This is a genomic window from Rhizobacter sp. P5_C2 (genome assembly GCF_054049715.1).
Map to the genome: position 1 here is coordinate 38,153 of NZ_JBFULV010000030.1, position 23,633 is coordinate 61,785.

At 69.3% G+C, this 23,633-nt stretch carries 25 protein-coding genes and 1 tRNA gene; 9 read left to right on the forward strand and 17 right to left on the reverse strand.

Going from position 1 to position 23,633, the window contains the following annotated elements:
• Positions 1–14: 14 nt before the first annotated feature.
• Both ACXJLU_RS13415 and ACXJLU_RS13420 read left to right on the forward strand, forming a co-directional pair.
• On the forward strand, positions 15–1,133 hold the full coding sequence (locus tag ACXJLU_RS13415) for a succinylglutamate desuccinylase/aspartoacylase family protein (RefSeq protein ID WP_457331614.1): 1,119 nt from the start codon (positions 15–17) through the stop codon (positions 1,131–1,133).
• Positions 1,133–1,897: an ABC transporter ATP-binding protein gene (locus tag ACXJLU_RS13420; protein ID WP_457331616.1), complete on the forward strand. Its 765-nt coding sequence runs from the start codon at positions 1,133–1,135 to the stop codon at positions 1,895–1,897. Before ACXJLU_RS13415 ends, ACXJLU_RS13420 begins: the two co-directional genes overlap by 1 nt.
• Here the strand turns inward: ACXJLU_RS13420 and asd are convergent.
• Together asd and ACXJLU_RS13430 are read right to left on the reverse strand one after the other, a co-directional pair.
• Positions 1,880–2,743, reverse strand: coding sequence for an archaetidylserine decarboxylase (gene asd, locus ACXJLU_RS13425; protein ID WP_457331618.1), 864 nt, complete (start codon positions 2,741–2,743; stop codon positions 1,880–1,882). The genes ACXJLU_RS13420 and asd overlap by 18 nt on opposite strands.
• A gap of 67 nt (positions 2,744–2,810) precedes the next feature.
• Positions 2,811–3,719 carry a dienelactone hydrolase family protein gene (locus ACXJLU_RS13430; RefSeq protein ID WP_457331619.1) on the reverse strand — a complete coding sequence of 303 codons (909 nt, stop codon included), beginning with the start codon at positions 3,717–3,719 and terminating at the stop codon, positions 2,811–2,813.
• Positions 3,720–3,879: 160 nt separating this feature from the next.
• On the opposite strand from ACXJLU_RS13430, the gene ACXJLU_RS13435 reads away from it, so the two are divergent.
• On the forward strand, positions 3,880–4,755 hold the full coding sequence (locus tag ACXJLU_RS13435) for a lipase family protein (RefSeq protein WP_457331621.1): 876 nt from the start codon (positions 3,880–3,882) through the stop codon (positions 4,753–4,755).
• Between the two features lie 3 nt (positions 4,756–4,758).
• Here the strand turns inward: ACXJLU_RS13435 and ACXJLU_RS13440 are convergent, their stop codons facing one another.
• The 3 genes from ACXJLU_RS13440 to ACXJLU_RS13450 all read right to left on the reverse strand — a co-directional run bounded on the left by ACXJLU_RS13440 (position 4,759) and on the right by ACXJLU_RS13450 (position 7,177).
• Complete coding sequence (locus tag ACXJLU_RS13440) at positions 4,759–5,637, reverse strand: ion transporter (protein WP_457331623.1); 879 nt, start codon at positions 5,635–5,637, stop codon at positions 4,759–4,761.
• A gap of 8 nt (positions 5,638–5,645) precedes the next feature.
• Entirely contained in the window at positions 5,646–6,644 is a 999-nt protein-coding gene (locus ACXJLU_RS13445; protein WP_457331625.1) for a Gfo/Idh/MocA family protein, read from the reverse strand.
• A gap of 71 nt (positions 6,645–6,715) precedes the next feature.
• Positions 6,716–7,177: a GNAT family N-acetyltransferase gene (locus ACXJLU_RS13450; RefSeq protein WP_073463773.1), complete on the reverse strand. Its 462-nt coding sequence runs from the start codon at positions 7,175–7,177 to the stop codon at positions 6,716–6,718.
• 80 nt (positions 7,178–7,257) lie between these two features.
• Between ACXJLU_RS13450 and ACXJLU_RS13455 the strand changes: the two genes are divergently transcribed.
• Positions 7,258–7,333: transfer RNA gene (locus ACXJLU_RS13455), tRNA-Ala, on the forward strand.
• A gap of 90 nt (positions 7,334–7,423) precedes the next feature.
• On the opposite strand, the gene ACXJLU_RS13460 is transcribed toward ACXJLU_RS13455, so the two are convergent.
• The 11 genes from ACXJLU_RS13460 to ACXJLU_RS13510 form a co-directional block, all read right to left on the reverse strand.
• Positions 7,424–7,879, reverse strand: coding sequence for a hypothetical protein (locus ACXJLU_RS13460; protein WP_457331627.1), 456 nt, complete (start codon positions 7,877–7,879; stop codon positions 7,424–7,426).
• 12 nt (positions 7,880–7,891) lie between these two features.
• On the reverse strand, positions 7,892–8,476 hold the full coding sequence (locus ACXJLU_RS13465; RefSeq protein ID WP_457331629.1) for a Panacea domain-containing protein: 585 nt from the start codon (positions 8,474–8,476) through the stop codon (positions 7,892–7,894).
• Between the two features lie 129 nt (positions 8,477–8,605).
• Positions 8,606–9,832, reverse strand: a complete 1,227-nt coding sequence (locus ACXJLU_RS13470; protein WP_457331631.1) for an AGE family epimerase/isomerase — start codon at positions 9,830–9,832, stop codon at positions 8,606–8,608.
• A 27-nt stretch (positions 9,833–9,859) separates the two neighbouring features.
• Positions 9,860–11,110 (reverse strand): YbiU family protein, encoded by a 1,251-nt coding sequence (locus ACXJLU_RS13475; protein ID WP_457331633.1) that lies wholly within the window; start codon positions 11,108–11,110, stop codon positions 9,860–9,862.
• A gap of 26 nt (positions 11,111–11,136) precedes the next feature.
• The gene (locus ACXJLU_RS13480) at positions 11,137–12,189 is read right to left on the reverse strand and encodes an ABC transporter ATP-binding protein (RefSeq protein ID WP_457331635.1); all 1,053 of its coding nucleotides are present in this window, start codon (positions 12,187–12,189) and stop codon (positions 11,137–11,139) included.
• Between the two features lie 21 nt (positions 12,190–12,210).
• Positions 12,211–13,077, reverse strand: a complete 867-nt coding sequence (locus ACXJLU_RS13485; protein ID WP_457331637.1) for a carbohydrate ABC transporter permease — start codon at positions 13,075–13,077, stop codon at positions 12,211–12,213.
• Positions 13,070–13,939, reverse strand: coding sequence for a carbohydrate ABC transporter permease (locus ACXJLU_RS13490; RefSeq protein WP_073463768.1), 870 nt, complete (start codon positions 13,937–13,939; stop codon positions 13,070–13,072). Before ACXJLU_RS13490 ends, ACXJLU_RS13485 begins: the two co-directional genes overlap by 8 nt.
• A 7-nt stretch (positions 13,940–13,946) precedes the next feature.
• The gene (locus ACXJLU_RS13495; RefSeq protein WP_457331639.1) at positions 13,947–15,197 is read right to left on the reverse strand and encodes an ABC transporter substrate-binding protein; all 1,251 of its coding nucleotides are present in this window, start codon (positions 15,195–15,197) and stop codon (positions 13,947–13,949) included.
• Between the two features lie 126 nt (positions 15,198–15,323).
• Positions 15,324–16,313, reverse strand: coding sequence for a LacI family DNA-binding transcriptional regulator (locus ACXJLU_RS13500; protein ID WP_457331641.1), 990 nt, complete (start codon positions 16,311–16,313; stop codon positions 15,324–15,326).
• On the reverse strand, positions 16,310–17,338 hold the full coding sequence (locus tag ACXJLU_RS13505; protein WP_457331643.1) for a hypothetical protein: 1,029 nt from the start codon (positions 17,336–17,338) through the stop codon (positions 16,310–16,312). The genes ACXJLU_RS13500 and ACXJLU_RS13505 overlap by 4 nt, the downstream gene beginning before the upstream one ends.
• Before the next feature lie 41 nt (positions 17,339–17,379).
• Positions 17,380–18,054 carry an HAD family hydrolase gene (locus ACXJLU_RS13510; RefSeq protein WP_457331645.1) on the reverse strand — a complete coding sequence of 225 codons (675 nt, stop codon included), beginning with the start codon at positions 18,052–18,054 and terminating at the stop codon, positions 17,380–17,382.
• A 70-nt stretch (positions 18,055–18,124) separates the two neighbouring features.
• Here ACXJLU_RS13510 and ACXJLU_RS13515 point away from each other — a divergent pair, with 70 nt between their 5' ends.
• The 5 genes from ACXJLU_RS13515 (at position 18,125) to ACXJLU_RS13535 (ending at position 22,809) form a co-directional block, all read left to right on the forward strand.
• Positions 18,125–18,376 (forward strand): hypothetical protein, encoded by a 252-nt coding sequence (locus ACXJLU_RS13515; RefSeq protein ID WP_457331647.1) that lies wholly within the window; start codon positions 18,125–18,127, stop codon positions 18,374–18,376.
• Positions 18,373–19,044, forward strand: a complete 672-nt coding sequence (locus ACXJLU_RS13520; protein WP_457331649.1) for a hypothetical protein — start codon at positions 18,373–18,375, stop codon at positions 19,042–19,044. The genes ACXJLU_RS13515 and ACXJLU_RS13520 overlap by 4 nt, the downstream gene beginning before the upstream one ends.
• 20 nt (positions 19,045–19,064) lie before the next feature.
• Positions 19,065–19,361, forward strand: a complete 297-nt coding sequence (locus ACXJLU_RS13525) for a hypothetical protein (protein WP_457331651.1) — start codon at positions 19,065–19,067, stop codon at positions 19,359–19,361.
• Positions 19,362–19,481: 120 nt separating this feature from the next.
• Complete coding sequence (locus ACXJLU_RS13530) at positions 19,482–20,588, forward strand: beta/gamma crystallin-related protein (RefSeq protein ID WP_457331653.1); 1,107 nt, start codon at positions 19,482–19,484, stop codon at positions 20,586–20,588.
• A 235-nt stretch (positions 20,589–20,823) separates the two neighbouring features.
• Positions 20,824–22,809, forward strand: a complete 1,986-nt coding sequence (locus tag ACXJLU_RS13535; protein WP_457331654.1) for a hypothetical protein — start codon at positions 20,824–20,826, stop codon at positions 22,807–22,809.
• Positions 22,810–22,855: 46 nt separating this feature from the next.
• On the opposite strand, the gene ACXJLU_RS13540 is transcribed toward ACXJLU_RS13535, so the two are convergent.
• Positions 22,856–23,518, reverse strand: coding sequence for a TetR/AcrR family transcriptional regulator (locus ACXJLU_RS13540; protein ID WP_457331656.1), 663 nt, complete (start codon positions 23,516–23,518; stop codon positions 22,856–22,858).
• Between the last annotated feature and the right edge of the window lie 115 nt (positions 23,519–23,633).

Here is a 23,633-nt window from a genome sequence, read left to right on the forward strand (position 1 = left end):
TCCTCGATCCTCCGATGCAAACCCGACACCACCCGTTGAGCGGCGCTTCGCTGCTGACCCGACGCGAGATCGTCAGCTTCCACTACGGCCCGCAGGACAGCGGCCGCAAGGTCTACGTCCAGGCCTCGCTGCATGCCGACGAACTGCCCGGCATGCTGGTCGCGCACCATCTGCGGCTGCGGCTGGCACAGCTGGAAAGCGAAGGCCGGCTGCGTGCCGAGGTCGTCGTCGTGCCGGTGGCCAACCCGATCGGCCTGGATCAGCAACTGCTGCGCATGCCGATCGGGCGCTTCGAGCTCGGCAGCGGCGAGAACTTCAACCGGCACTATCCCGCGTTGTTCGAGCCGGTGCGCTCGCGCATCGACGCGGCGCTGGGCGCCGACCCGGTCGCCAATGCGCGGCTGGTGCGCGAGGCGCTGCACGAATCGGTGCGCACGCTGCCCGAGACCCATGAGCTGATGAGCCAGCGCAAGACGCTGATGACGCTGGCTTGCGATGCCGAGGTGGTGCTCGACCTGCACTGCGACAGCGAGGCGGTGGCCCACCTCTACACCGCCACGCCGCTGTGGCCCGAGGTCGAGCCGCTGGCCCGCTGCCTGGGCGCGCAGGCCTCGCTGCTGGCGCTGGAGTCGGGCGACAACCCGTTCGACGAAGCGTGTTCGCAGACCTGGTGGCAGCTCGCGGCGCATTTCGGCGAGACGCGCCCGCTGCCGCTCGGCTGCTTGTCGGTCACCGTGGAGCTGCGCGGCGAGACCAGCGTGACGCACCCGCAGGCGGCGGCCGATGCGGCCGCGCTGCTCGACTTCCTGACGCTGCGTGGCGCGGTCGACGGCCCGGTGCCGGCCTTGCCGCCGCTGCTGTTCCCGGCCACGCCGCTGTCGGGCACCGAGGTGGTCTCGGCGCCGGCGAGCGGCGTGGTCGCGTACCACCGCGAACCCGGCGACGTGGTGCAAGCCGGTGACCTGATCGCCGACGTGATCGACCCGATCAGCGGCGAGGTTCATCCGCTGCACACCCGCACCGACGGCCTGTTCTTCGCGCGCGACCGGGTGCGCTATGCCATGGCTGGCCGCCCGCTGTTCAAGGTCGCAGGCACCACGCCGATCCGCAGCGGCAAGCTGTCGAGCGATTGATGGTGCAGCTCCAGGTCGAGGACCTGCACAAGAAGTTCGGCGACGTCGAGGTGCTGAAGGGCGTCTCGCTGATTGCCAACCAGGGCGACGTGATCAGCATCATCGGCTCCTCGGGCTCGGGCAAGAGCACGCTGCTGCGCTGCATCAACCTGCTGGAACAGCCGGATGCCGGGCGCATCACGCTCGCGGGCGAGACGATCGCGCTGAAGCCGGGGCGCGACGGCCGCCTGCACGCCACCGATGCGAAGCAGTTGCAGCGCCTGCGCAGCGGGCTCGCGATGGTGTTTCAGCACTTCAACCTGTGGGCGCACATGACGGCGCTCGAGAACGTGATCGAGGCGCCCATCCACGTGCTCGGCGTGCCGAAGGCGCAGGCGGTGGAGCGTGCCGAGGCGCTGCTCGCGCGCGTCGGCGTGCTGCACCGCAAGGGCCTCTACCCGTCGCAGCTGTCCGGCGGCGAGCAGCAGCGGGTCGCGATCGCGCGGGCGCTGGCGATGGAACCGCAGGTGATGCTGTTCGATGAGCCGACCTCGGCGCTCGACCCCGAGCTCGTCGGCGAGGTGCTGAAGGTGATGCGTGAGCTGGCCGGCGAGGGCCGCACGATGATCGTCGTCACCCACGAGATGGCGTTCGCGGCCGAGGTGTCGCGCCACGTGATGTTTTTGCACCAGGGCGTCGTCGAGGAGCAGGGCGGCCCGCGCGAGGTGCTGGCACGCCCGCGCAGCGAGCGGCTGCGCGCCTTCCTGTCAGGCGGACTGAAGTGACGCGCCGGTGTTCGCCATCGCCTCGCCGAGGCGGATCGCGCGGCCGGCCTCCCACACCGGGTTGAACGCCAGCGGCCCGGCCGGGAACAGCATCACGACCGTCGAGCCGAGCAGGAAGCGGCCCATCTCGTCGCCCTGCTTCAGCGTGACCGGCGCATCGTCGTAGCGCCACTCGCGAAGCGTGCCGGTGCGCGGCGGGTTGACGACGCCGTGCCACACCGTCGACATGCTGCCGACGATGGTTGCGCCGACCAGCGCCAGCACGAAGGGCCCGCGCGGGCCGTCGAACACGCAGACCACGCGCTCGTTGCGCGCAAACAGCCCCGGCACGCCGCGCGCGGTGGTCGGGTTGACCGAGAACAGCGCGCCTGGCACGTGGATCATCCGGCGCAGCTGGCCGTCGCAGGGCATGTGGATGCGGTGGTAGTCGCGCGGGCTCAGGTAGAGCGTCGCGAAGTGGCCGTCATCGAACTGCTTTGCGAGCGCCGCATCGCCGCCGACCATCGCCGTCGTGCTGTAGCGGTGGCCCTTGGCCTGGAAGATCTGGTCGCGCTCGATGCGGCCGAACTGGCTGATCGCGCCGTCGACCGGGCAGATCAGGTCGGCCTGCGCGATCGGGCGGGCACCGGGTTTCAGCGCGCGCGTGAAGAACTCGTTGAAGCTCGCGTAGGCGGAGATGTCGGGGTCGGCGGCCTCGGCCATGTCGACGCCGTAGCGCTTGACGAACCAGCGGATCAGCCGCGTCGTCGAGCTGCCCGCGCGGGCCGACGCGATGCGGCCGGCCAGCAGCGTCAGCGCTTGCTTGGGGAGAAGGTACTGCGGGAGGACTGCGAGACGATCCGACACGTTGAGGGGCGCGAGGCTGGGCGAAGCTGCGCAGTGTAGCCACGCCGCCGGGCGCGCCCCCCGAGGATCATCCCGCAGTGCGCAGCTGGGTGTTGAAGAACGCGATCGTGCGCGTCCAGGCCTGCTTCGCGGCGGCCTCGTCGTAGCGCGGCGTGGTGTCGTTGTTGAAGCCGTGCTGCGTGCCGGGGTACTTGTAGGCGTCGAACTTCACCTTGGCGGCCTTCAGCGCGGCTTCGTACGGGGGCCAGGCGGCATTGACGCGCTCGTCGTTGTCGGCGAAGAACAGCAGCAGCGGCGCCTTGATGCCGGCCACCTTGTCGAGCGCCGGCGCATTGCCGTAGAACGGCACACCGGCGGCCAGCTCGGGCACGCGCGTGGCCAGCAGGTTGACGACGCCGCCGCCGTAGCAGAAGCCGACCGCGCCGAGCTTGCCGTTGCCCAGCGGGTGGACGCGCAGGAAGTTGGCGGCGGCGATGAAATCCTCCTGCGTCTTGGCCTGGTCGAGCTTGGCGAACAGCTCGCGGGCCTTGTCCTCGTCGCCGGGGTAGCCGCCGAGCGGGAACAGCGCGTCGGGCGCGAACGCGATGAAGTTCTCGAGCGCGAGGCGGCGGGTGATGTCCTCGATGTGCGGGTTCAGGCCGCGGTTCTCGTGCACCACCAGCACCAGCGGCAGCTTGCCGGAGACGCGGGCCGGCTTGACGAGGTAGCCACGCACCTTGCCGTAGCCGAGCGGCGACGCGATCTCGACCGATTCGGCCGAGATGCGCGGGTCGGTCTTCGGCACCTGTTCGGCGGCGGCGAACTTCGGGCTCAGCGCCTCGAGCAGGCCGACGGCCGTCAGGCCGCCGACGGCGTACTTGCGGGCGCCGTCGAGGAAACCGCGGCGGTCGATCTGGCCGTGCACGTACTTGTCGAACAGGCGCAGCACCTCGGGGTCGAAGTCATTCGCGGTCTGGCGGGGCTTGTCTTGTGCCATCGGTTTTCCTCTCTGACGATGAATCGGAACGGGCTGAGCCGCGCAGTGGAGTCGCAAACGGCGTGCCTGTCACCTGCGGGGTGATTGCCACCGTACAGAACTCAGGTTCTGGGCGCTTGCCGCACGCCTGAAACGCAGGCCTGCCCGCCAGGCCTGCAGAATGCGCGATCCCCGCTTCCGCAGTACCCCCGTGATCGCCTACGACCCCAGCCGCACCGCGTTGTACTCGCCCGAGCGGGCGCCCACGCTGTTCGCACCCGACACCCTGCCGACACTGCTGCAACTGGCCACCGAGGCGTCGCGCCTGGCCTACCTGCGCGCCGAGGGCTCGAAGCCCGAGGCCGAGCGACTGGCCGCCGCGCTGGCGCGGGCCGGGTTCGAGGCGCCGCGGGTGTTCGCCGATGCCGGCAGCGGCTCGCAGGCTTTCGGCGCGCTGCGCCCGTCCGACGGGCTGGTGCTGGTGGCCTTTCGCGGCACGCAGCCCGACGAGCTGGCCGATCTCGCGAACGACCTGAATGCACTGACGACGCAGTGGCCCGAGGCGAGCGGCCGGGTGCATGCCGGGTTCGCCGGCGCGGCGCGCACGCTGCTGCCGCGCATCGGCCATTGGCTGGATGGGGATGCGAAGCCGCGCAACGGGCTGCTGCTGACCGGCCACAGCCTGGGTGCGGCGCTCGCGACGCTGGCGGCCTCGGTGTGGCACGAGGGGTCGCTGGTCACGCTCGGGTCCCCCCGCGTCGGCGATGCGGCCTTTGCAGCGGGGCTGCGCAATCCGCAGCGCATCCGCCTCGTCAACTGCTGCGATCTGGTCACCGACCTGCCGCCGAGCCTGCGCGCCTACACGCACGTGACGCCGGCCAGCTACATCACGAGCGGCGGCGCGCTGGTCGAGCGGCCCGATGCGACGCTGGTCGACGACGACCGCATGCGCGCCCGCACCGCCTACTTCGGCGAGCACGCCGGCAAGCCCGGCGCGGTGCTGCTGCGCGACCTGGCGGACCACGCGCCGATCAACTATGCGCGGGCGTTCTTCTGAGCGTCAGGACCGGGTGTCGGGCAGCGGGGCGCCGCAATCGCTGCAGTAGTGCGCGCTGAAGGCATGGCCTTCGGTCAGGCAGGCGGGGCAGGTGCGCGTCGTGGGCGGGTGCGGACTGCGAAACCGCAGCGCCGTGAACTCGGCGCTGACGATGCCGGTCGGCACCGCGAGCGTGCCCCAGCCCACCAGCATCATGATCGACGCGATCAAGCGGCCGAGGCCGGTCTTTGGCGTGATGTCGCCGAAGCCGACGGTGGTCATCGTCGAGATCGCCCAGTAGATCGACACCGGGATGTTGTCGAAGCCGTTGCCGGGTCCCTCGACGGCGTACATCAGGCTGCCCATCACGACGGTGACCAGCAGCACGAAGCTCAGGAACACCAGGATCTTGCGGCGGCTGGCCATCAGCGCCTCGCCGAGCGCCCGGTATTCGGCGATGTAGGCGGCCAGCTTCAGGATCCGGAACAGCCGCAGCAGGCGCAGCGCCCGCACGTCGATCAGCGCATGCAGGCCGGGCACCACCAGCGCGGCCCAGGTGGGCAGCACCGCCAGCAGGTCGATGACGCCGAACACGCTGCCGGCGTAGCGGCCGGGCCGCTGCACGCAGGCGAGCCGCGCCAGGTACTCGAGGCTGAACAGCACCGTGAACACCCATTCGAGGATCGAGAACACGCCGCCCCAGCGCGCATGCACCGACGCGAAGCTGTCGAGCATCACGACGGCCACGCTCGCGAGGATCAGCCACACCAGCGCCAGGTCGAACAGCCGGCCGCTGCGTGTGTCGGCCTCGAAGATCACGGTGAACAAGCGCAGCCGCCAGCCGGTGGGCGGGCGGCCGAAGCGGTCGGCGGGTTCGGTGGGGCTTGCCGGCGGCACGGGCATTGCGCTGTTCAGACCGCTTCCCAGCGCTCGCTGCGCTCGGAGCGGAACAGCGCATCGATCACCCGCATGTTGGTGATCGCGTCGTCGACGCCGTAGGGCAGCGCGATCTCGCCGCGCACCGCGCGCGAGAACGCGTCGCCCTGCAGCGTGTACTGGTCGGACTCGGGCAGGGTCTCGGTCTCGATGGCCGAGCCGTCGAGCGCGCGGCCGGCGTCGATGAAGATCCTGGTCTGGCCGCCGAGCGGCGCGTTGAACGGGATCTGGATCTCGATGCGGCCGGTGGTGCCGACCACCTGCACGCGCTGGTACGGCACGCTCTGCGTCGACACCGTGAAGTCGAGGTGGCGGCCGCCGCCGAAATCGGCCAATGCGCTGCAGCTGCGGTCGGTGTGGAAGCTCGGGTCGCGGTCGACCAGCGCGATCACGCGCTTCGGGTCGGCCTCGAACAGGAAGCGGCCGGCGACGATCGCGTAGCAGCCGATGTCGTACAGCGCGCCGCCGCCGATGTCGGGCATGTTGCGGATGTTGGCCGGGTCGTCGTTGAAGTACGAGAAGAACACCTGTACCTGGCGCACGGTGCCGATGCGGCCGGAGCGCAGCAGCTCGCGCACGCGCAGCCACTGCGGGTGGTAGCGCACCATGAAGGCCTCGCTGACCAGCACCTTGTCGGCGACGGTGCGCAGCTCGGCGGCCTCTTGCGCGGTGATGGCCACCGGCTTCTCGCACAGCACGTGCTTGCCGGCGCGCGCGGCCTGCAGCGTCAGCGGGATGTGCAGGTGGTTGGGCAGCGGGTTGTAGACGGCCTCGATCTCGGGGTCGGCGAGCATCTCTTCATACGAACCGTAGGCCTTGGCCAGGCCGAGCTTGTCGGCCGCGCGTTGCGCCGGTTCGAGAGAGCGCGACGCGATGCCGCGCACGTCGCAGAAGGCGCTCTTCTGCATGCCGGGAATGACCTTCTCGATGCCGATCTTCGCGGTGCTGAGCACCCCCCACACGACCTTCTTCATGCTGCCTCCGAAATTGATGCCGGCGCAGACTTTAGTCCGCGCGAGCGGGTTCGGGAAGGCGGTGGTGGAAATCAGCTGCGCAGGTCGCGGCGCATGCGGACGGCGTCTTCCACGTCTTCGTAGTAGCCCGAGACGATGCCGGTCTCGCGGAAGCCGTGGTGCTTGTAGAACGAGCGGGCCTGCGTGTTGCTGGCGCGCGCCTCGACGCGGATCACCGCAATGCCCGCGGCGCGGGTGGTGGCATCGAGCCAGGCCATCAGGGTCGAGCCGATGTGGCGGTGGCGCTGCGCCGCGGCGACGGCGAGCAGCAGCAGGTGCGCTTCCTCGTCGTCGTATTTCATGATGGCAAAGCCGTGCAGCACGCCTTGTTCGTGGCCGACGATCACGTTGGTGCTGCGGTCGCGCAGGCTGCGGCGCACGCGCTGCGGTGTCCAGCGCCACGGCAGGCCGTGCTCGATGGCCTCGCGCGACAGGGCGGCGATGGCGTGCGCGTCTTCAGGCAGGGCGAGTCGGATCTCGACGGAGGCGGGCATGGCGCGCAGCTTAAGCGCTCCGGCACCCCGATCCGGGCGAGCAGGGCCGCCGTTTTTTTTGATAGACTGGCGCCCTTGTTGGGGGGGTAGCTCAGCTGGGAGAGCGTCGCGTTCGCAATGCGAAGGTCGGGAGTTCGATCCTCCTCCTCTCCACCAACAATCCCTTGAAGCCCGTTGGATGTCCAACGGGCTTCTTCATTTTGTGCACGCGATAGGCCCTGCAGGGTGGATCGCTTGGTACGCAACTCAAGGGCAGTTGCTGGCAGCTGCAAGATCACCGATCAGTTTTGCCTGCCGTCCTGTCAGGTCATCGAACCCCGACAAGCAACGCAAGACGCCGCAAAACACGGTCATTGGCAAAGCAAGCGGGAGCAGGTGCAAGCGGCCGCCGCGTTGCAGACGCTCCCAGTCCTGACGATCCACGTCCTGAAGGCTGTTGAATTCGACCCACGTTGGCAGGCTCAACACACCACCGGGGACACCCACGAAATAGCCTCCGCGCGGCGGTCCGAGGCTGCAAGCGGGATGCTCCGCAAGCCCGTGCGGCTTGGTCGTGAAAACGGTGGTGACGAGATCGTTGCTGCGCCGATCGACAGCCAGCACGAGGACGTACTTGCGCTCGCATTCACCGGTTTCCCGATTGAGGTAGTAGCAGTCGTCACGCCATATCTGGCCAGGCTGCGCCGCACTCGCCGCAGCCATGACGCCCTGTCCTCAGCCTGCCTCAGCGTGACGCGAAGCCACGAGCGCTGCCCGGTACATCGCCTGCTCTTGCGCCAACTCGCGCATGCACTCGGCATTGACGTCTTCGTCGGAAATCGCCAGTTCGTAGGGAATGGGTTTGAACGCGCCGGCGCCAGCGTGCCATACGCGATCCCATGCGCCGTTCTGCTCGTGCGTCAGGTCGATCATCTTCTCTGACAGGGCGCCGTGATACTTGCCGGCCAGCGCTTCGAGGATGCGAAGCTGCCTCGGGCTGAACGGGTCGGGATCGAATGCGACCCCCTCATTGAGCTTGACGGCCAGCCGCTTGTAGTCGAACACCTTCTCGGGCTCGATGTGCACCAGCCGGGCCAGATCGGGGCCGAGTTCTTCCCACTCACCCATCAACTCCACGGGGACAGGCCCCAGCTTCCATGCTTGGTAGTCAAGGCCGGTAGCACTCTTTCCTGTTTGCCTGAAGTGTTCGAAATCGAACAGGTAGAGCAGCTTGAACAGCTTGATCTTGCCGCAGGCTTCCGTGTGGCCCGCAAAGTACACGACCGCCTGCAACAGGCGTTCACGTTCGGTGTGGGTCAAGACGGGCATCGGGTAAGGGGGCCGCTGATACGGTCGCGGAATTATCGCCCAGAGGTCGCCAAGGCAGCAAACGACGTGGCCCCATTTGCCGCGAGCACTCGGCGCGGCACCTCGACGCCCTCCGCGCCCTCAGGCCTTCATGCCCCTCAGCACGTCGTAGCAAGCCCCCATCGTGTGGTAATCCACCTTCCCCGCCGGGCTCTTCTCGTCCGAGATCTTGCGGTTGTCCGGCGTGAGGATGCGGTACCAGGCGCCGTGCTCATGGTCGATCATGTGCGCCCAGCTGTAGCCCCACAGCTTGTCGTACCAGCCCCAGTAGCCGGCGTCGCCGGTGCGCAGCGCGAGCAGCGCGGCGGCGGCCAGGCTCTCGGCCTGCACCCAGAAGTATTTGTCGCCGTCGCACACGCTGCCGTCGGGCGCGAAGCCGTAGACCAGCCCGCCGTGCGTCGCGTCCCAGCCGCGGCGCATCGCGGTGTCGAAGAAGCGGCGCGCCGTCGGCAGCAGCCACGCGGGCCGCTGGTCGACGGGCAGGTGGGTCTCCAGCTGCAGCAGCAGCTTGGCCCATTCGGTCAGGTGCCCGGTCTGGAAGCCCCACGGCCGGAAGATGTTCGTCTTGTCGTCGCGGTTGTAGTCCCAGTCGACCGACCAATCGGCGCGGTAGTGCTCCCACACCAGCGGGCCGTCTGGCGTGTCGGCCAGCGCCGCCTGGCGCTGCGTGATCGACTCGGCCAGCGTCAGTGCGCGCTGCAGGTACTTCGCATCCTTCGTCGCATCGAAGGCGGCGATCATCGCCTCGCAGCTGTGCATGTTCGCGTTCTGGCCGCGGTAGCCGCCGACCGTCCATGCGGCGTCCGCCTCGTCGGCATACAGCCCGCGTGACGGTTCCCAGAAGCGCTGTTCCATCAGCGCGAAGCTCGCGTCGAGCCCGGCTCGCGCTTCCTCCACGCCGGCCATCAGCGCATGCGCATGCGCCAGCACGACGAACGCGAGGCCGTAGCAGTGGTTGGTGGCGTCCTGCACCGTGGCCTTGCTGCCGTCCCAGTCGAGCTGCCAAGCGTAGCCGCCGTTCGGCTGCAGGTGCGCCTGCTGCAGGAAGCGCAGCGCGTGGCGCGTGTTGTCCTGATAGCGCTGCTCGCCGAAGCGCCGGAACGCCATCGCCTGCGTGAACACGAAGCGCGTGCTGCTGACGAGGTGGCGCGTGCGCCGGTCGTAGACGGTGCCGTCGTCCTTGAAGAAGTGGAAGAAGCCGCCGCTGTCGTCGCGGCAGCGGCCGTCGTAGAACGCGAGCGTGCGGCGGATGTGGGCGAGCAGGGGCTCGGGGCGGCGGAAGTCGGGCAGGGGCGGCGTCGTTGTCATGGGAATCATCGGAAAAAATCGGTCAGTTCAAGCCCATTCTCTCAGCCCCATCTGCATGCGGCCGAGCGGGCTCAGGTTCTCCTCGCGCGCGCGGCCGTCGAAGCCGAGCTCGTAGTCCTCCGGCGCGAAATCCGGGCTGCTGCGCCCTTCGAGGAAAGCCGGTGCCTGGCGTTGCGCGAACGCGGCGTTCTTGGCGCACCACGGCGCCGCGCCGATGTAGATCACGTTGCTGTAGCCGCTGCCGGCGTGCTGGTCTTCCACCGCGTGGATCACGTCGGAGTGCCACCACACGGTGTCGCCGGGCTCCACCTGGGGGATCGACACCAGCCCCGCCAGCAGCGGCGCATGCCACTGCGGCGACGCGCCCAGCGCACGGCCCGGCTGCGCGCCGCACAGGTCGCCGTCCGGCACGTCCGGCTGCAGCGCGCGCAGCAGCATCCACGGCGTGGTCTTCGCGATCGGCACCAGCTTCAGCGTGCCGTCGCCGGGGCCTTGTGGCGTCAGCGCGGTCCAGCCCTGGAAGGTGCGGAAGGCCGAACACACGGCCGGCGACGGGATCTCGCGCGTCGCGGTGCGGCCTTCGGCATCGAACGGGTCGAAGGCCAGCGGGTCGCCGTCGAACACCTCGCGGTAGACGTGGCGGAAGGTGGGTTCGCACCAGCGCTCGACCGACCCGCCGTCGGAATGCGGCGAGAGCCCGAGCGTCGAATCGCCCGGCTCGCGGCGGCGGATCCGGTCGGCGTAGTTGAACTGCCGGTCCGGGTCGAAGTACCGCGTGCCGTTCTTCTCGAAGGTCCACAGCCGGTTCAGCCACGCGCGCACCGCGGCCATGTCGGCGTGCTGGCGCGCCTGCATCTGCGGCAGCGACCAGTACAGGCTGTAGATCTGCGGCCGGCTCGCGCCGAGCGCGCTGAAGTACTTGTCCAGCCCCGCCTTCTGCGGCATGCGCTGCAGGTACTGCACCGCGTCGATGTAGCGCACGATGGCCTCGTTCCACGCGGCGACGACGTCGGGGTCGAACACGCGGCGGATCACGACGCAGCCGCGCCGCTTGATGTGCGCCCTCTGCGCCGCCGTGACCTTGCCGGCCGCCACGTCCTTGAACAGCAGCTCGGGCACCGCGCCGCCCTGCGCCTGCTCGGCGCGGATCGCGGCCACCTCGGCTTCCAGCGCTTCGCTCAGCCGCGCGAAGCGGCCGGGCAGGTCGCGCACGTCGCGGCGCAGTTGCTGTTGCGATGCCCGCACCGCGGCGGGCACGTCGTTCATCCAGGCTTCCATCGCATGGTCCTCCTGCTGTGAAGTCCTCAGTTCAGCCGCTCGCCGGTTTCGGACGCGAACACATGCAGCGCCTGCGACGGCACATGCACCCGCACCGCTGCGCCGGGCACCACGTTCGGCAGGCCGCTCATGCGCACCGTGACCTCGGTGTGGCCGAGGTCGACCAGCGCATAGGTCTCGGGCCCGGTCGGCTCCACCAGCGAGATGGTCCCGGCCAGCTGGCCGTCGTCGCGCAGGCTCATGTCCTCCGGCCGCACGCCGACGGCCACCTTGCCGGCCGGTCCGTTCGCGAGCTCGCCGATCGCGGTGCCGTCCGGCAACCGCAGCAGCCCGGCCGCATCGCGCGTCGCGTCGAACAGGTTGATCGACGGCGAGCCGATGAAGGTCGCGACGAAGCGGTTGGCCGGCCGGGTGTAGATCTCCAGCGGCGTCGCCAGTTGCTGGATGCGCCCGGCATCGAGCACCGCGATGCGCGTGCCCAGCGTCATCGCCTCGACCTGGTCGTGCGTCACGTAGATCGTCGTCACGCCGGTGCGCATGTGCAGCCGCTTGATCTCGGCGCGCATGTCCACCCGCAGCTTGGCGTCGAGGTTCGACAGCGGCTCGTCGAACAGGAACAGCTGCGGCTGCCGCGCGAGTGCGCGCCCGATCGCGACGCGCTGGCGCTGCCCGCCCGACAGCTGGCGCGGCTTGCGTTGCAGCAGCGGGGTGATCTGCAGCATCGCGGCCACGTCCTGCACGGTCTTGTCGCGCGTGGCCTTGGCCACGCCGCGCATCTCCAGCGGGAACGCGATGTTCGCGGCGACCGTCATGTTCGGGTACAGCGCGTACGACTGGAACACCATCGCGATGTTGCGGTCGGCCGGGCCGGCGTCGGTGATGTCCTGGCCGCCCAGCACGATGCGCCCGCCGCTCGGCTCCTCGAGCCCGGCGATCAGGTTCATCAGCGTGCTCTTGCCGCAGCCCGACGGGCCGACCAGCACCAGGAACTCGCCATCGGGCAGGTGGATGTCGATCTCGTGCAGCACGCGGGTCGCGCCGAACAGCTTGTGGATGCCTTGCAGGGCGAGGTCGGCCATGGTGTGTGTTGGAAACTGCGATCAGCCCTTGACGGACCCGGCCATCAGGCCGCGGACGAAGTACTTGCCGGAGAGGATGTAGACCAGCAGCGTCGGCGCGCCGGCGATGAACGCCGCCGCGAAGTGCACGTTGTATTCCTTGACCCCGGTGCTCGAGTTCACCAGGTTGTTCAGCGCCACCGTGATCGGGAAGCTGCTGTAGTCGCTGAACGACGCGCCGAACAGGAAGTCGTTCCAGACGTTCGTGAACTGCCAGATCACCGAGACCACGATGATCGGCACGCTGTTGGGCAGCAGCAGCCGGAAGAACAGCCGGAAGAAGCGCGCCCCGTCCATGCGCGCCGAGCGCACCAGCTCGGGCGGAAAGGCCGCGTAGTAGTTGCGGAAGAACAGGGTGGTGAAGCCGATGCCGTACACCACGTGCACCAGCACCAGCCCCGGCACCGTGCCGGCCAGGTGCAGCAGCCCGAGCGTGCGCGCCATCGGGATCAGCACGATCTGGAACGGGATGAACACCGAGAACATCAGCGCCGCGAACACCAGGTGCGCGCCGCGGAAGCGGAACTGCGTCAGCACGTAGCCGTTGAAGGCGCCGATGCCGGTCGAGATCAGCACCGCCGGCAGCGTCATCAGGAAGCTGTTGAAGAAATACGGCTTGAGGCCGGTCGCCTGCACGCCGATCTGCGCCAGGCTCCAGGCGTCGTGCCACGGCTGCAGCGTGAAGGCGTCGGGCCAGGCCATCAGGTCGCCGGCGCGGATCTCGTCGAGCGGCTTCACCGAGTTGACAAGCATCACGTACAGCGGCATCAGGAACAGCAGCGCGAAGTAGCCGAGCACGCCATACAGCAGCACGCGCGGCAACACTGTCTTCAGCGTGCGCTCAGCCATGCGCATCTCCCCCGCGCGTCTCGCGCAGGATGTACGGCACCACGACGATCGCGATGGCAATCAGCATCAGCACCGCGCTGGCCGCGCCGACCGCCATCTCGTTGCGCGTGAAGGTGTATTGGTACATGAAGAGCGACGGCAGCCAGCTCGCGCGGCCCGGTCCCCCATTGGTGAGCGCGATCACCAGGTCGTAGGACTTGATCGCCATGTGCGCCAGGATCACGAAGGCCGAGATGAAGCTCGCGCCGAGCTGCGGCAGGATCACGCGCTGGTAGATGCGCCAGGCGCGCGCGCCGTCGAGCCGGGCGGCGTTGACCACCTCGGTGTCGACGCCGCGCAGCCCGGCCAGGAAGAGCGCCATCACGAAGCCCGAGGTCTGCCACACCGCGGCGATCACGACGCAGTAGATCGCGAGGTCGCTGTCCTTGACCCAGCCGAACGCGAAGCTGGTCCAGCCGACCGCGTGCATCGAGCGTTCGAGCCCGATGCCCGGGTCCATCAGCCACTTCCACGCGGTGCCGGTGACGATGAACGACAACGCCATCGGGTACAGGAAGATCGAGCGGAAGCCGGCCTCGGCGCGCACCTTCTGGTCGATCAGCACCGCCAGCAGCAGCCCCAGCACGCCGCAGCCGAGGATGTACAGCGTCGCGAAGATGCCGAGGTTCTTGACCGACAGCACCCAGTTGTTCAGCCCGACGAGGCGCACGTACGCCTCGGGGCCGGACAGCGTCGTCACCGGCACCATCGTCGATGCGGTGAACGACAGCCACACGGTGAACGCGATGTAGCCGTAGACGCAGACGCCGATCAGCAGCACGCTCGGCGACAGCACCGCCTTCGCGATCAACGGAGCTTTCATCGACGGATCAGTTGTCGACTGCGGCGACCATTTCCTTGACGGCGGCCTTGCTGTCGATCTGGCCGTTGAAGTGGCGCGTGATCACGTCGTAGAACGCGTTCTTGATGCCGGCCGGCACCGCGTGGCCGTGCGCCATCGAGCCGACCAGCGCGCCCTTGCCGCTGGCCTCGGCCAGGTCCTTGATGCCCTTCTTGCCGCAGTCGTCGAACGCCGCGTCCGACACGTCGGTGCGCGCCGGCACCGAGCCCTTGACGACGTTGAAGGCCGACTGGAACGCCGGGTCCATCACCGCGCTGGCCATCTTGGCCTGGGCCGCGGCCTTGTCGCCGCCGACCTTGAACATCGCGAACTGGTCGGAGTTGAACGACACCATGCCCTGGGTGCCGGGGAAGCGCATGCAGATGAAGTCGACGCCCGGCTTCTTCTTCGCCGCGACGAACTCGCCCTTGGCCCAGTCGCCCATCATCTGGAAGCCGGCCTTGCCRCTGATGACCATCGCCGACGCGAGGTTCCAGTCGCGGTTGGAGAAGTCCTTGTCGACCAGCTTGCGCAGCTGGCCCATGCGGTCGAAGGCCTTCAGCATCGTCGGCGAGCCGAGCGCGGCCTTGTCCTTCTGGATGAAGACCTTCTTGTAGAAGTCGATGCCGCCGGTGCTCAGCACGACGCTGTCGAACAGCGTCGCGTCCTGCCACGGCTGGCCGCCGTGCGCGAGCGCGACGAAGCCGGCCTTCTGCACCTTCTCGGCGGCGGCGATGAACTCGTCGAAGCTGGTCGGCATCGTCGTGACACCGGCCTTGTCGAGCACCGACTTGTTGGCCCAGACCCAGTTGGTGGAGTGCACGTTGACGGGTGCTGCGATCCACTTGCCGTCGTACTTCGAGAACGCCTGCAGCGCGCCGGGCACGACCTTGTCCCAGCCTTCCTTCGCGGCGACCGCGTTCAGGTCGGCCAGCACGCCCTGCTTGGCCCAGTCCTGGATGTCGAAGCCGAGCAGCTGCACGGCGGTCGGTGGGTTGCCGGCCGTCACGCGGGCGCGTACCGCCGTCATCGCGGCCTCGCCGCCGCCGCCGGCCACCGGCATGTCGTTCCACTTGACGCCCTGCTTCTCGAGGTTGCCCTTCAGCACGTTCAGCGCCGCGGCCTCGCCGCCGGAGGTCCACCAGTGCAGCACCTCCACGCTTTGCTGGGCGGCCGCGGTGGCGCTCAGCGCGAGCCCGCAGGCCGTGACGATCAGGGTCTTCAGATGGCGTCGTGTCATGGGTTTGTCTCCTGCTTGTAGGGGTGTGACGTCGAGGTCACGCCGATCAGGATAGGCCGCCGCGCCGAACGTTCTGACGGGGGATTCCCGCGCAAGAGTCAGCGCAGATCGCGAAACAAGCGGTGTTTAGCTACGAGAGCTGCTGTCCCGCACCACGAGTTCGACCGGCTGAACGATGTCCTGCGGCATCGAGTCGCCCCGCATCACCATTTCGACGCCGGTGCGGCCGAGCGCCTCCTTGTCGACGCGCATCGTCGTCAGCCCCATCGTGCCGTAGGCCGCGGCGGCGATGTCGTCGAAGCCGACGAAGGCGATGTCCTGCGGCACCCGCAGCCCGGCCGCCTGGCAGACCCGGATCGCGGCCAGCGCGGCCATGTCGTTGTAGGCGAACACGGCATCGGGCCGAGGGCGCAGCTTCAGCAGCTCGCGCATCGCGGCCTCGGCACCGGCCGTGGTATCCAGCCCGGGTGGCGCGACCACCTCGAGATCAGGATCGGCCAGCACGCCGGCCTCGAACAGCGCGCGCCGGTAGCCGCGCTCGCGCTCGCGGATGCTGAAGTGCGCCAGCGAGCCGGCCAGGTAGGCGATGCGCCGGTAGCCCTGCGCCAGCAGGTGCTGTGTCGCGAGGTAGCCGCCCTGCGCGTTGTCGGGGTTCACCGCCCGGCAGCCCGGCATCCAGAAATCGACCAGCGCGAGCGGCAGGTCCATCGCCCGCAGCAGGTCGACGACCTCGGCCTCGAAGTAGCCGGCGGCCATCAGTGCATCGGGCTCGTGCAGGCGCAGCAGCTGGCGCACCGGATCGGCCGGGCCGGTGCTGAGCACCGTCGGCACCACGCCGAACTCGCGGCAGGCTTCTTCGACACCGTGCATCACCTGCGAGAAGAACGGGTTCAGCGAGAAGCTGCTGTGGTGGCGGTGCACCATGAACAGCAGCCGCCGCGCCTTGGCCGAACGCAGCCGGCCGGGGTCGTAGCCGAGCTTGCGCGCGACCTCGCGCACCTGGCGGCGGGTTTCGTCGGACAGGCCGCGCTGGTTCTTCAGCGCGCGCGAGACGGTGCCGATCGAGACGCCGGCGGCCTCGGCGATGTCGCGGATGGTCACGCCATCGGCGCTCATGGCGTCAGCGGCCGCGCCGACAGGCGATAGCGGATCACGCACGGCGCATCGGGATGCAGCGCGATGCCATCGCGCGCCGCGAGCGGGTGCTCGGCCGGCGGGCGGCCGACGCGGCCCAGGTCCCACGCGCCGTTCACCGGCTCGACGCCGACCGCGAGGTGCCGGCCATTCCATGGCGGCGCGAGCCGGCCGCGCTGGCTCACCCACAGCATCAGGTCGGGCAGCAGTGCGCGATCCCAGTCGATCGTCAACGACCAGCCGGCGTCGATGAAGCGGGCCGTCACCGGGCCGACGATGTCCATCAGCTGCAGCAGGTCCTCGCCGTCGGCCGGCTGCGGGAACTGCGTGAAGTCGCCCTGCGTGCCATCGACCAGTGACACAGCATCCAGCTGCTCGAAGCGGGCACCGGGCATGAGCCGCGAGTGCCCCGGTTCGGTCGGCACCGGGTAGGCGAAGCCCGCGCCATCGTGCTGCAGGTCGAGCGCGACGCGGCCGAGGTCCAGCCGCAGCGTCGGGTGCAGCGCGACCGGCAGCCGGCAGGGCTTGCGGGCGTCGATCTGCAGTTCGATCTCCAGCGCGGGCGCGTCGGCCACGGCGTGCACGCGGCGGGTCAGGGAGTGCACGGGGTGATCCGGCGGCATCTCGATGCGCATTGCCAGCGTGAGCGGACCCGACGGCAGCCACTGCCAGCGGTGGTGCGATGCGTAGCCATGCGCCCAGTCGTCGGCGGGCTGGCGGGTGTGCCAGTTGGCAGGCAGCCCGTCGGGCCGGTCGCAGCGCCCGAACGGCACGCACGGCCATTCGCCGCGCAGCCGGCCGAGCAGGCCGGGCCATTGCTGGTGCGCCTGCGGATCGTCGGCCCACGGCGCGACCTGCAGCGGCGAGAAATCCGCCTGCCCGGCCGCGCGAAAGTGCACCGGCGCCAGCATGCCGCCGAAGGCGTGCAACTCCGCGTCGCCATGCGCCCAGCGCAGGCGGCGGGCGTCGTCTTCGGGGAGGGCAGTGGAGGAGGGCGGAGGGGCCACGATCGGGCCAGTGTAGAAACCCGTCGTTGTTTAGTAAACGTCTAAAGCCCGGGCAGGGTGTTCCTGGAGGCCGCGGGGAACCAGTCGTCAAGGTGCTGCAGCGCGTCGACGAGCGACGCCAGTTGTTGCAGCGAGCTGGCGGCATCGGGGGTCTTCAGGTCGGGCACGGTGACCACCTGCAGGCCGGCGGCGCGCGCGGCGGCGCTGCCGTGGTCGCTGTCTTCGAACGCGAGCGCGGTCAACGGGTCGATGCCGGCGCGCTGTGCCGCGAGGCGGTAGACCGCGGGGTCGGGCTTGCCGCGCGGCACCTCGTCGCCACCGGCCACCGCGCGGAAGAAGCCGGCGATGCCCGCGACCGCGAGGCGACGGCGCACTTCGGCGACGTGCGTCGACGAGGCCACCGCGCACGGCACGCCGCGTTGCTGCAAGGCCTGCAGCAGCAGCATCGCCCCGGGCTTCAGCGCGAACATGACGCCGGCCTCGGGCGCGAGCTGCTTCGCCGCATCGCGCTGCACGCGTTCGTAGGCCCGCGTGCTGCCGAGCAATGCCGTGAGCCGCGCCGTCGATTCGGCATGCGCCAGCCCGACCACGCCGATGTAGTCGGCCTCGTGCAGTAGCAGGTCGAGCGCGCGCGCCGACGCGAGCCACGCCCGCATGATGGTGCGTTCGGAATCGAGCAGCAGCCCGTCCATGTCGAAGATGGCAGCGGAGAACATGGGGCGGGATTGTGGCGCGGCGGGTGACAATCGCCGCGCCGAGGGGGCATGTCTTCCGTCGATTCAACGAATGAGTTCCAGAGCCGTCCAGTTCCATGCTGCGCCGTCGGACCTGCCCGAGTTGCTCGACGTTCTGCGCCAGGCGGTGCCTGGCGTGAGTTTGCACACCTGGTCCGCGGCCTCGGGCCTGCAGCCGTTGGCGACCGCCTCGCCTGGCACCGATGTCGACTGGCTGATCGCGTCGGTGGGACCGCTCGCGCACGTCGTTCTGCTGGCCGCAGCCGGCCGTGCCCGCTATGACTTCCGAGCGCCGGCCCCATGATGTCAACGGCTCTGCTGCCGACCGGCCTGGCCGGCCTCCACCCCGAATCGTTCAGCCTGATTGAGGCCGACCCGGCCGAAGTCATGGCACTGTGCCGCTCGCTCTGGGAGGCCGCGGCGCGTGACGGCTGGGTGGCATGGCACGAGTTGCCATGCGGCTTCGACATGTCGGCAGTGGACCGCTACGCCGGCCGGGTGCAGTTCGGCGTGCTCGCCGCATCCGCCAGCCGGCCCGGACAGACCTGCCTGTGGAGCGCCGAGGCGGATCGCGCCGACGGCCTGCTGACGAAGATCGCGATCCGCCTGCGCTGCCGTGTGATCAGCACCTCGCTCTGCCGCGACTGGCAGCATGCCGATGCACTCGGCGAACTGGTCGTGCGGCAAGGTGCCGTGGCGACGCGGCCGCGCGTCGTCAGGGTCATGCGCAACGACCATGGGCGGCTCGAGTACTTCGAGCAGGGCGAGCCGCTGGATTTCGAACGACCGGCGCATTACGCGAAGCGCCTGTTGAAACATCGCGTCAGCGAAGAGGTGCTGATGTCGTACTGGCACGAACTCGGCGTCGATGTGGCGGCGGAGCTGGCAGACTGGTCCGGGCGGGTCGGCCTGGCCTATGTGCGGGCCAACAGCGTTCCGATCGCGGCCGGCGCCGCATTCCAGGCGGCATGAGAACAAGGATTGGGGCAACGATGACCTTGCATGTCTATTCCGAAACTCAAGGACGCAGGAGCTTGGTGCTCGGCGTCGAGTTCGATTGCCTGCAGCAGCTCGAGCCGGTGTTCGAGAAGTACCGCGCTGCGACCGGCGTGCGACTGTCGGAATATGACGATGTCCGCTTGGGGCCTCCGCACGTCGCGTTGCTGCACCGCCTGCTCGATGAGGCACGAGGCGCCAGCGGATCGCCCGGCGTCGCCTGGGAACGCTTCGCGGCAGCCGTTGCGGACGCGGCCAGATCTGCAAGCGATCTGCTGCTCGTCGGTGATTAGCCGGCCGGCAGTTTGCGTGTCAGGATGTAAAGCAGGGTGGTTGCGCGATGCGATGGTCGTCGGATGTCACACCGGCCGCGTTGTGAGCACCACATGCCGATCACCAAGGACGAAACCTCCATGAAAGCTGTCTTGAAGCTCTTCCTCGCGCTGTGTGCGCTTGCCGGCGCCAGCGCCGCGTCGGCCGAGGCCACCTTCTACGAGCACGACAACTTCGGCGGCCGCAGCTTCGCCGCCCGCGACCCGTTGAACGACTTCACCCGCTTCGGCTTCAACGACCGCGTCTCGTCGGTCGTCGTGCGCGGCGAGCCCTGGGAGGTCTGCGAGCACGTCGACTACGGCGGCCAGTGCTTCATCCTGCGGCCCGGCAGCTACGCATCGCTCGGCACCATGCGCATGAACGACAAGCTGTCGTCGGCCCGCCCGGTCGATCGCGACCGCCGCCATGACGAAGGCCGCTACGCGCCGCCGCCGATGGACGGGCAGATCACCTTCTTCGAACGCGAGGGCTTCCAGGGCCGCGCGTTCAGCACCGAGCGCGACGTCGTCAACTTCGACCGCTTCGGCTTCAACGACCGCGCGTCGTCGGTGATCGTGCTCGGCGAACGCTGGGAGGCCTGCGAACACGCCGACTTCAGCGGCCGCTGCGTGATCCTGCGCCCGGGCCGCTACCCCGACCTGCGCTCGATGGGGTTGAACGACCGGCTGTCGTCGGTGCGCGCGCTGCACCCCGCGGCCCGCTATGACGAAGGCCGCTACGCGCCGCCGCCGGCACCGGTCTACGACTGGCGCCGCCGCCCGCAGGAGCGCATCTTCGAAGCGCCGGTGACGGCGGTGCACGCGGTCTATGCCGCGCCGACGCAGCGCTGCTGGGTCGAGCGCGAGCAGGTGGTGAAGAACGAGCGTGGTGACCCGAACGTCGGCGGTGCGGTGATCGGCGGGATCGTCGGCGGCATCCTCGGCCACCAGGTCGGCAGCGGCTCGGGTCGCGACATCGCGACCGTCGGGGGTGCGGTGGCCGGTGCGGTGATCGGCGCCAACGTCGGCCGCGACGGCCGCAGCGTCGCGACGCAGGACGTGCAGCGCTGCGCCGCCGTGCCGGCGCAAGGCCGCCCCGAGTACTGGGACGTGGCCTACCAGTTCCGCGGTGTCGAGCACCACGTGCAGATGACCGCGCCGCCGGGCCGCACGGTGGTCGTCAACGACAACGGCGAACCGCGTCTTTGAGCTGACGCTCTGAGCTGACGCTTTGAGCTGAACTTCCAAGCGACATGCGGTAAAGCCTGCTTACACGATGGACGCGCTGCGTGCGCGCCCATCGCGATGCGGCATGCCAACCATCGCAGCTTCGGGGTGACGACACACGAATCGTCAGCTCTGCCCCCGCCAGGCCGGGTCGTGACAAAGGCACGTTTTCTGCGTCATGGAACGAAACCGTTCCGTGTAACAGGAAGAGAGCCCCATGCAGCCCGACGATTTCACCCGCCCGCACGCCCCCTCGCGTGCCGCGCTTCTTGCGGCGATGTTCGCGTCGGCGGTGGCCGTCGCGGCCTGCGGTGGCGGCAAGGACGACGCGCCAGCGGGCAGCCCGCCGAGTTCGTCGGCGCCTTCGCCATCACCCGCTCCGGCTCCCGCGCCTTCCCCTGCGCCGGCCCCCGCTCCCGTGCCGAGCCCGGCACCTTCACCGAGTCCGGCGCCTGCACCGGCGCCGGCGCCCAGTCCCTCTCCTGCTCCGAGCCCTGCGCCCGCACCGGCACCCGCGCCGGCACCGTCCCCCGCACCCGGCACCGTGCCCGACACCGGCGCGACGCCCGACCTCGGCCCGAACGTGCTGGTGTTCGATCCGTCGACGCCGCAGGCCACGCTGCAGGCCAAGGTCGATGCCGTGTTCGCGACGCAGCAGCGCAACCAGTTCGGCACCGAGCGCTATGCGCTCGCCTTCAAGCCGGGCACCTACCGCGTCAACATCAACGTCGGCTTCTACACGCAGGTGCTGGGCCTAGGCGCCTCGCCGGACGACGTGACGATCAACGGCCGCACGCAGGTCGATGCCGCGTGGTTCGACGGCAATGCGACGCAGAACTTCTGGCGCAGCGCCGAGAACCTGTCGGTGGCGCCGCAGAACGGTGAATCGCTGCTGTGGGCGGTGGCGCAGGCCGCGCCGTTCCGCCGCATGCACGTGAAGGGCAACATGACGCTCGACCCGGGCGGCGGCTGGTCCAGCGGCGGCTTCATCGCCGATAGCAAGATCGACGGCAACACCGGTTCCGGCAGCCAGCAGCAGTGGATGTCGCGCAATGCATCGTTCGGCAGCTGGAGCGGTGGCGTGTGGAACATGGTGTTCGTCGGCAGCGACAACGCGCCGCCCGGCAACGCCTGGCCGGGCACGCCGCACACCACGGTGGCGCAGACGCCGTCGGTGCGCGAGAAGCCGTTCCTGACGGTCGGCAGCGACGGGCGCTATGCCGTCGTCGTGCCGTCGGTGCGCAGCAACAGCCACGGCGTGAGCTGGCTGAACAACAACGCGCCGCCGAGCCAGTCGATCCCGATCGCCGACTTCTACGTCGCGAAGCCGGCCGACAGCACCGCCACGCTGAACGCCGCGCTGGCGGGCGGCAAGCACCTGCTGTTCACGCCGGGCGTGTACCACCTGAAGGAGACGCTGAAGGTCACGAAGGCGAACACCGTGGTGCTGGGGCTGGGCCTCGCGACGCTGATCCCGGACGGCGGCGTGACCGCGATGCAGGTGGCCGATGTCGACGGCGTCAAGGTCGCCGGCCTGCTGTTCGATGCGGGCACGACCAGCTCGCCGTCGCTGCTGGAGGTGGGCACGGCGAACGGCACGGCCGATCACTCGGCCAACCCGAGTTCGCTGCACGACCTGTTCTTCCGCGTCGGCGGGGCCGGGCCGGGCAAGGCCGACACCAGCCTGGTGATCAACAGCCGGCAGGTGCTGGGCGACCACTTCTGGATCTGGCGCGCCGACCACGGTGATGGGGTGGGATGGACCGTCAACACGACGCGCAACGGGCTGGTCGTCAACGGTGCCGACGTGACGCTGTACGGCCTGTTCGTCGAGCACTTCCACGAGTACCAGACGCTGTGGAACGGCAACGGCGGCAAGCTCTACTTCTACCAGAGCGAGATCCCGTACGACGTGCCGAACCAGGCGGCGTGGATGAACGGCGCGGCCAACGGCTATGCGTCGTACAAGCTCGGCAGCCAGGTGACGAGCCACCTGGCGACGGGCCTGGGCATCTACTGCTTCTTCCAGACCAACCCGCAGGTCAAGCTGGGCAGCGCGATCGAGGCGCCGACGGCGGCCGGCGTGCAGTTCACCCGCATGGCGACTGTCTCGCTGGGCGGCAAGGGCGAGATCACGCACGTGATCAACGACCGCGGGCCGACGGTGAAGGACGGGGCGAACAACGGGTACCTGGCCCAGTAGCGCGGATGCCCATCCGGGGCGGCGCTCCGGATGGGCTCGAGGGGTGTCATGACCGGGTGCGCCGCTTGGCAGGCGCGGCTTCGCCCGCCGCCCCGTGAAAACAGAAATCCACCAGCGGCCCGATCAGCGCCGACGCGTCGACCCGGCGCCCGCGCTTCACCTCGCCCGCTGCCTGCGCGGCCATGCCCAGCGGGTGCAGCAGCGATTCGGTGATGCTGCCGAACACGCAGGCCGCCGCAACGCGCGTGTCGGCCACGCGCAGTTCGCCGCTCGCCCGGCCGTCGTCCAGGATCTTCTGGAACAGCGCGATGAACTCGGCATGGAACTGCAGCCGCAGCTGCTCGACCTCGTTGTCGGTCGGCTCCTGCACCAGCGCGTACGACAGCCGCCCGCCGTTCAGCGCGCGCTGCGCGAAGCTGCCGATGGCCGCCGCGAGCCGCTCGCGCGCCGTGCCTGCTTGTGCGGCGATCGCCGTCGTGACGTCCAGCTCCTTGCCCGCCTGCACGCGGTACAACTCCAGCAGCAGCTGCGTCTTCGACGGGAAATGCAGGTACAGCGCGCCCGTCGACAGCCCCGCCAGCGCCGCGACAGCCGACATCTGCACGTCGCGCCAGCCGCCCTGCGCCAGCAGCGTCACGCCGGCCTCGATGAAGCGGTCGCGCGCCTCGGCACGCTTGCTCTCGACATAAGGGGTGCGCTGGTACGCCATGCGGGTTGATGAATCGTCTCGGGTCGCCTAAGCTATGAATCCGGATTCAGCTCATGAATCCAGGTTCGATCTTTCACCGGCGCCGTGCTGCTGTCAATGAGTTCCGTCCCCAGCT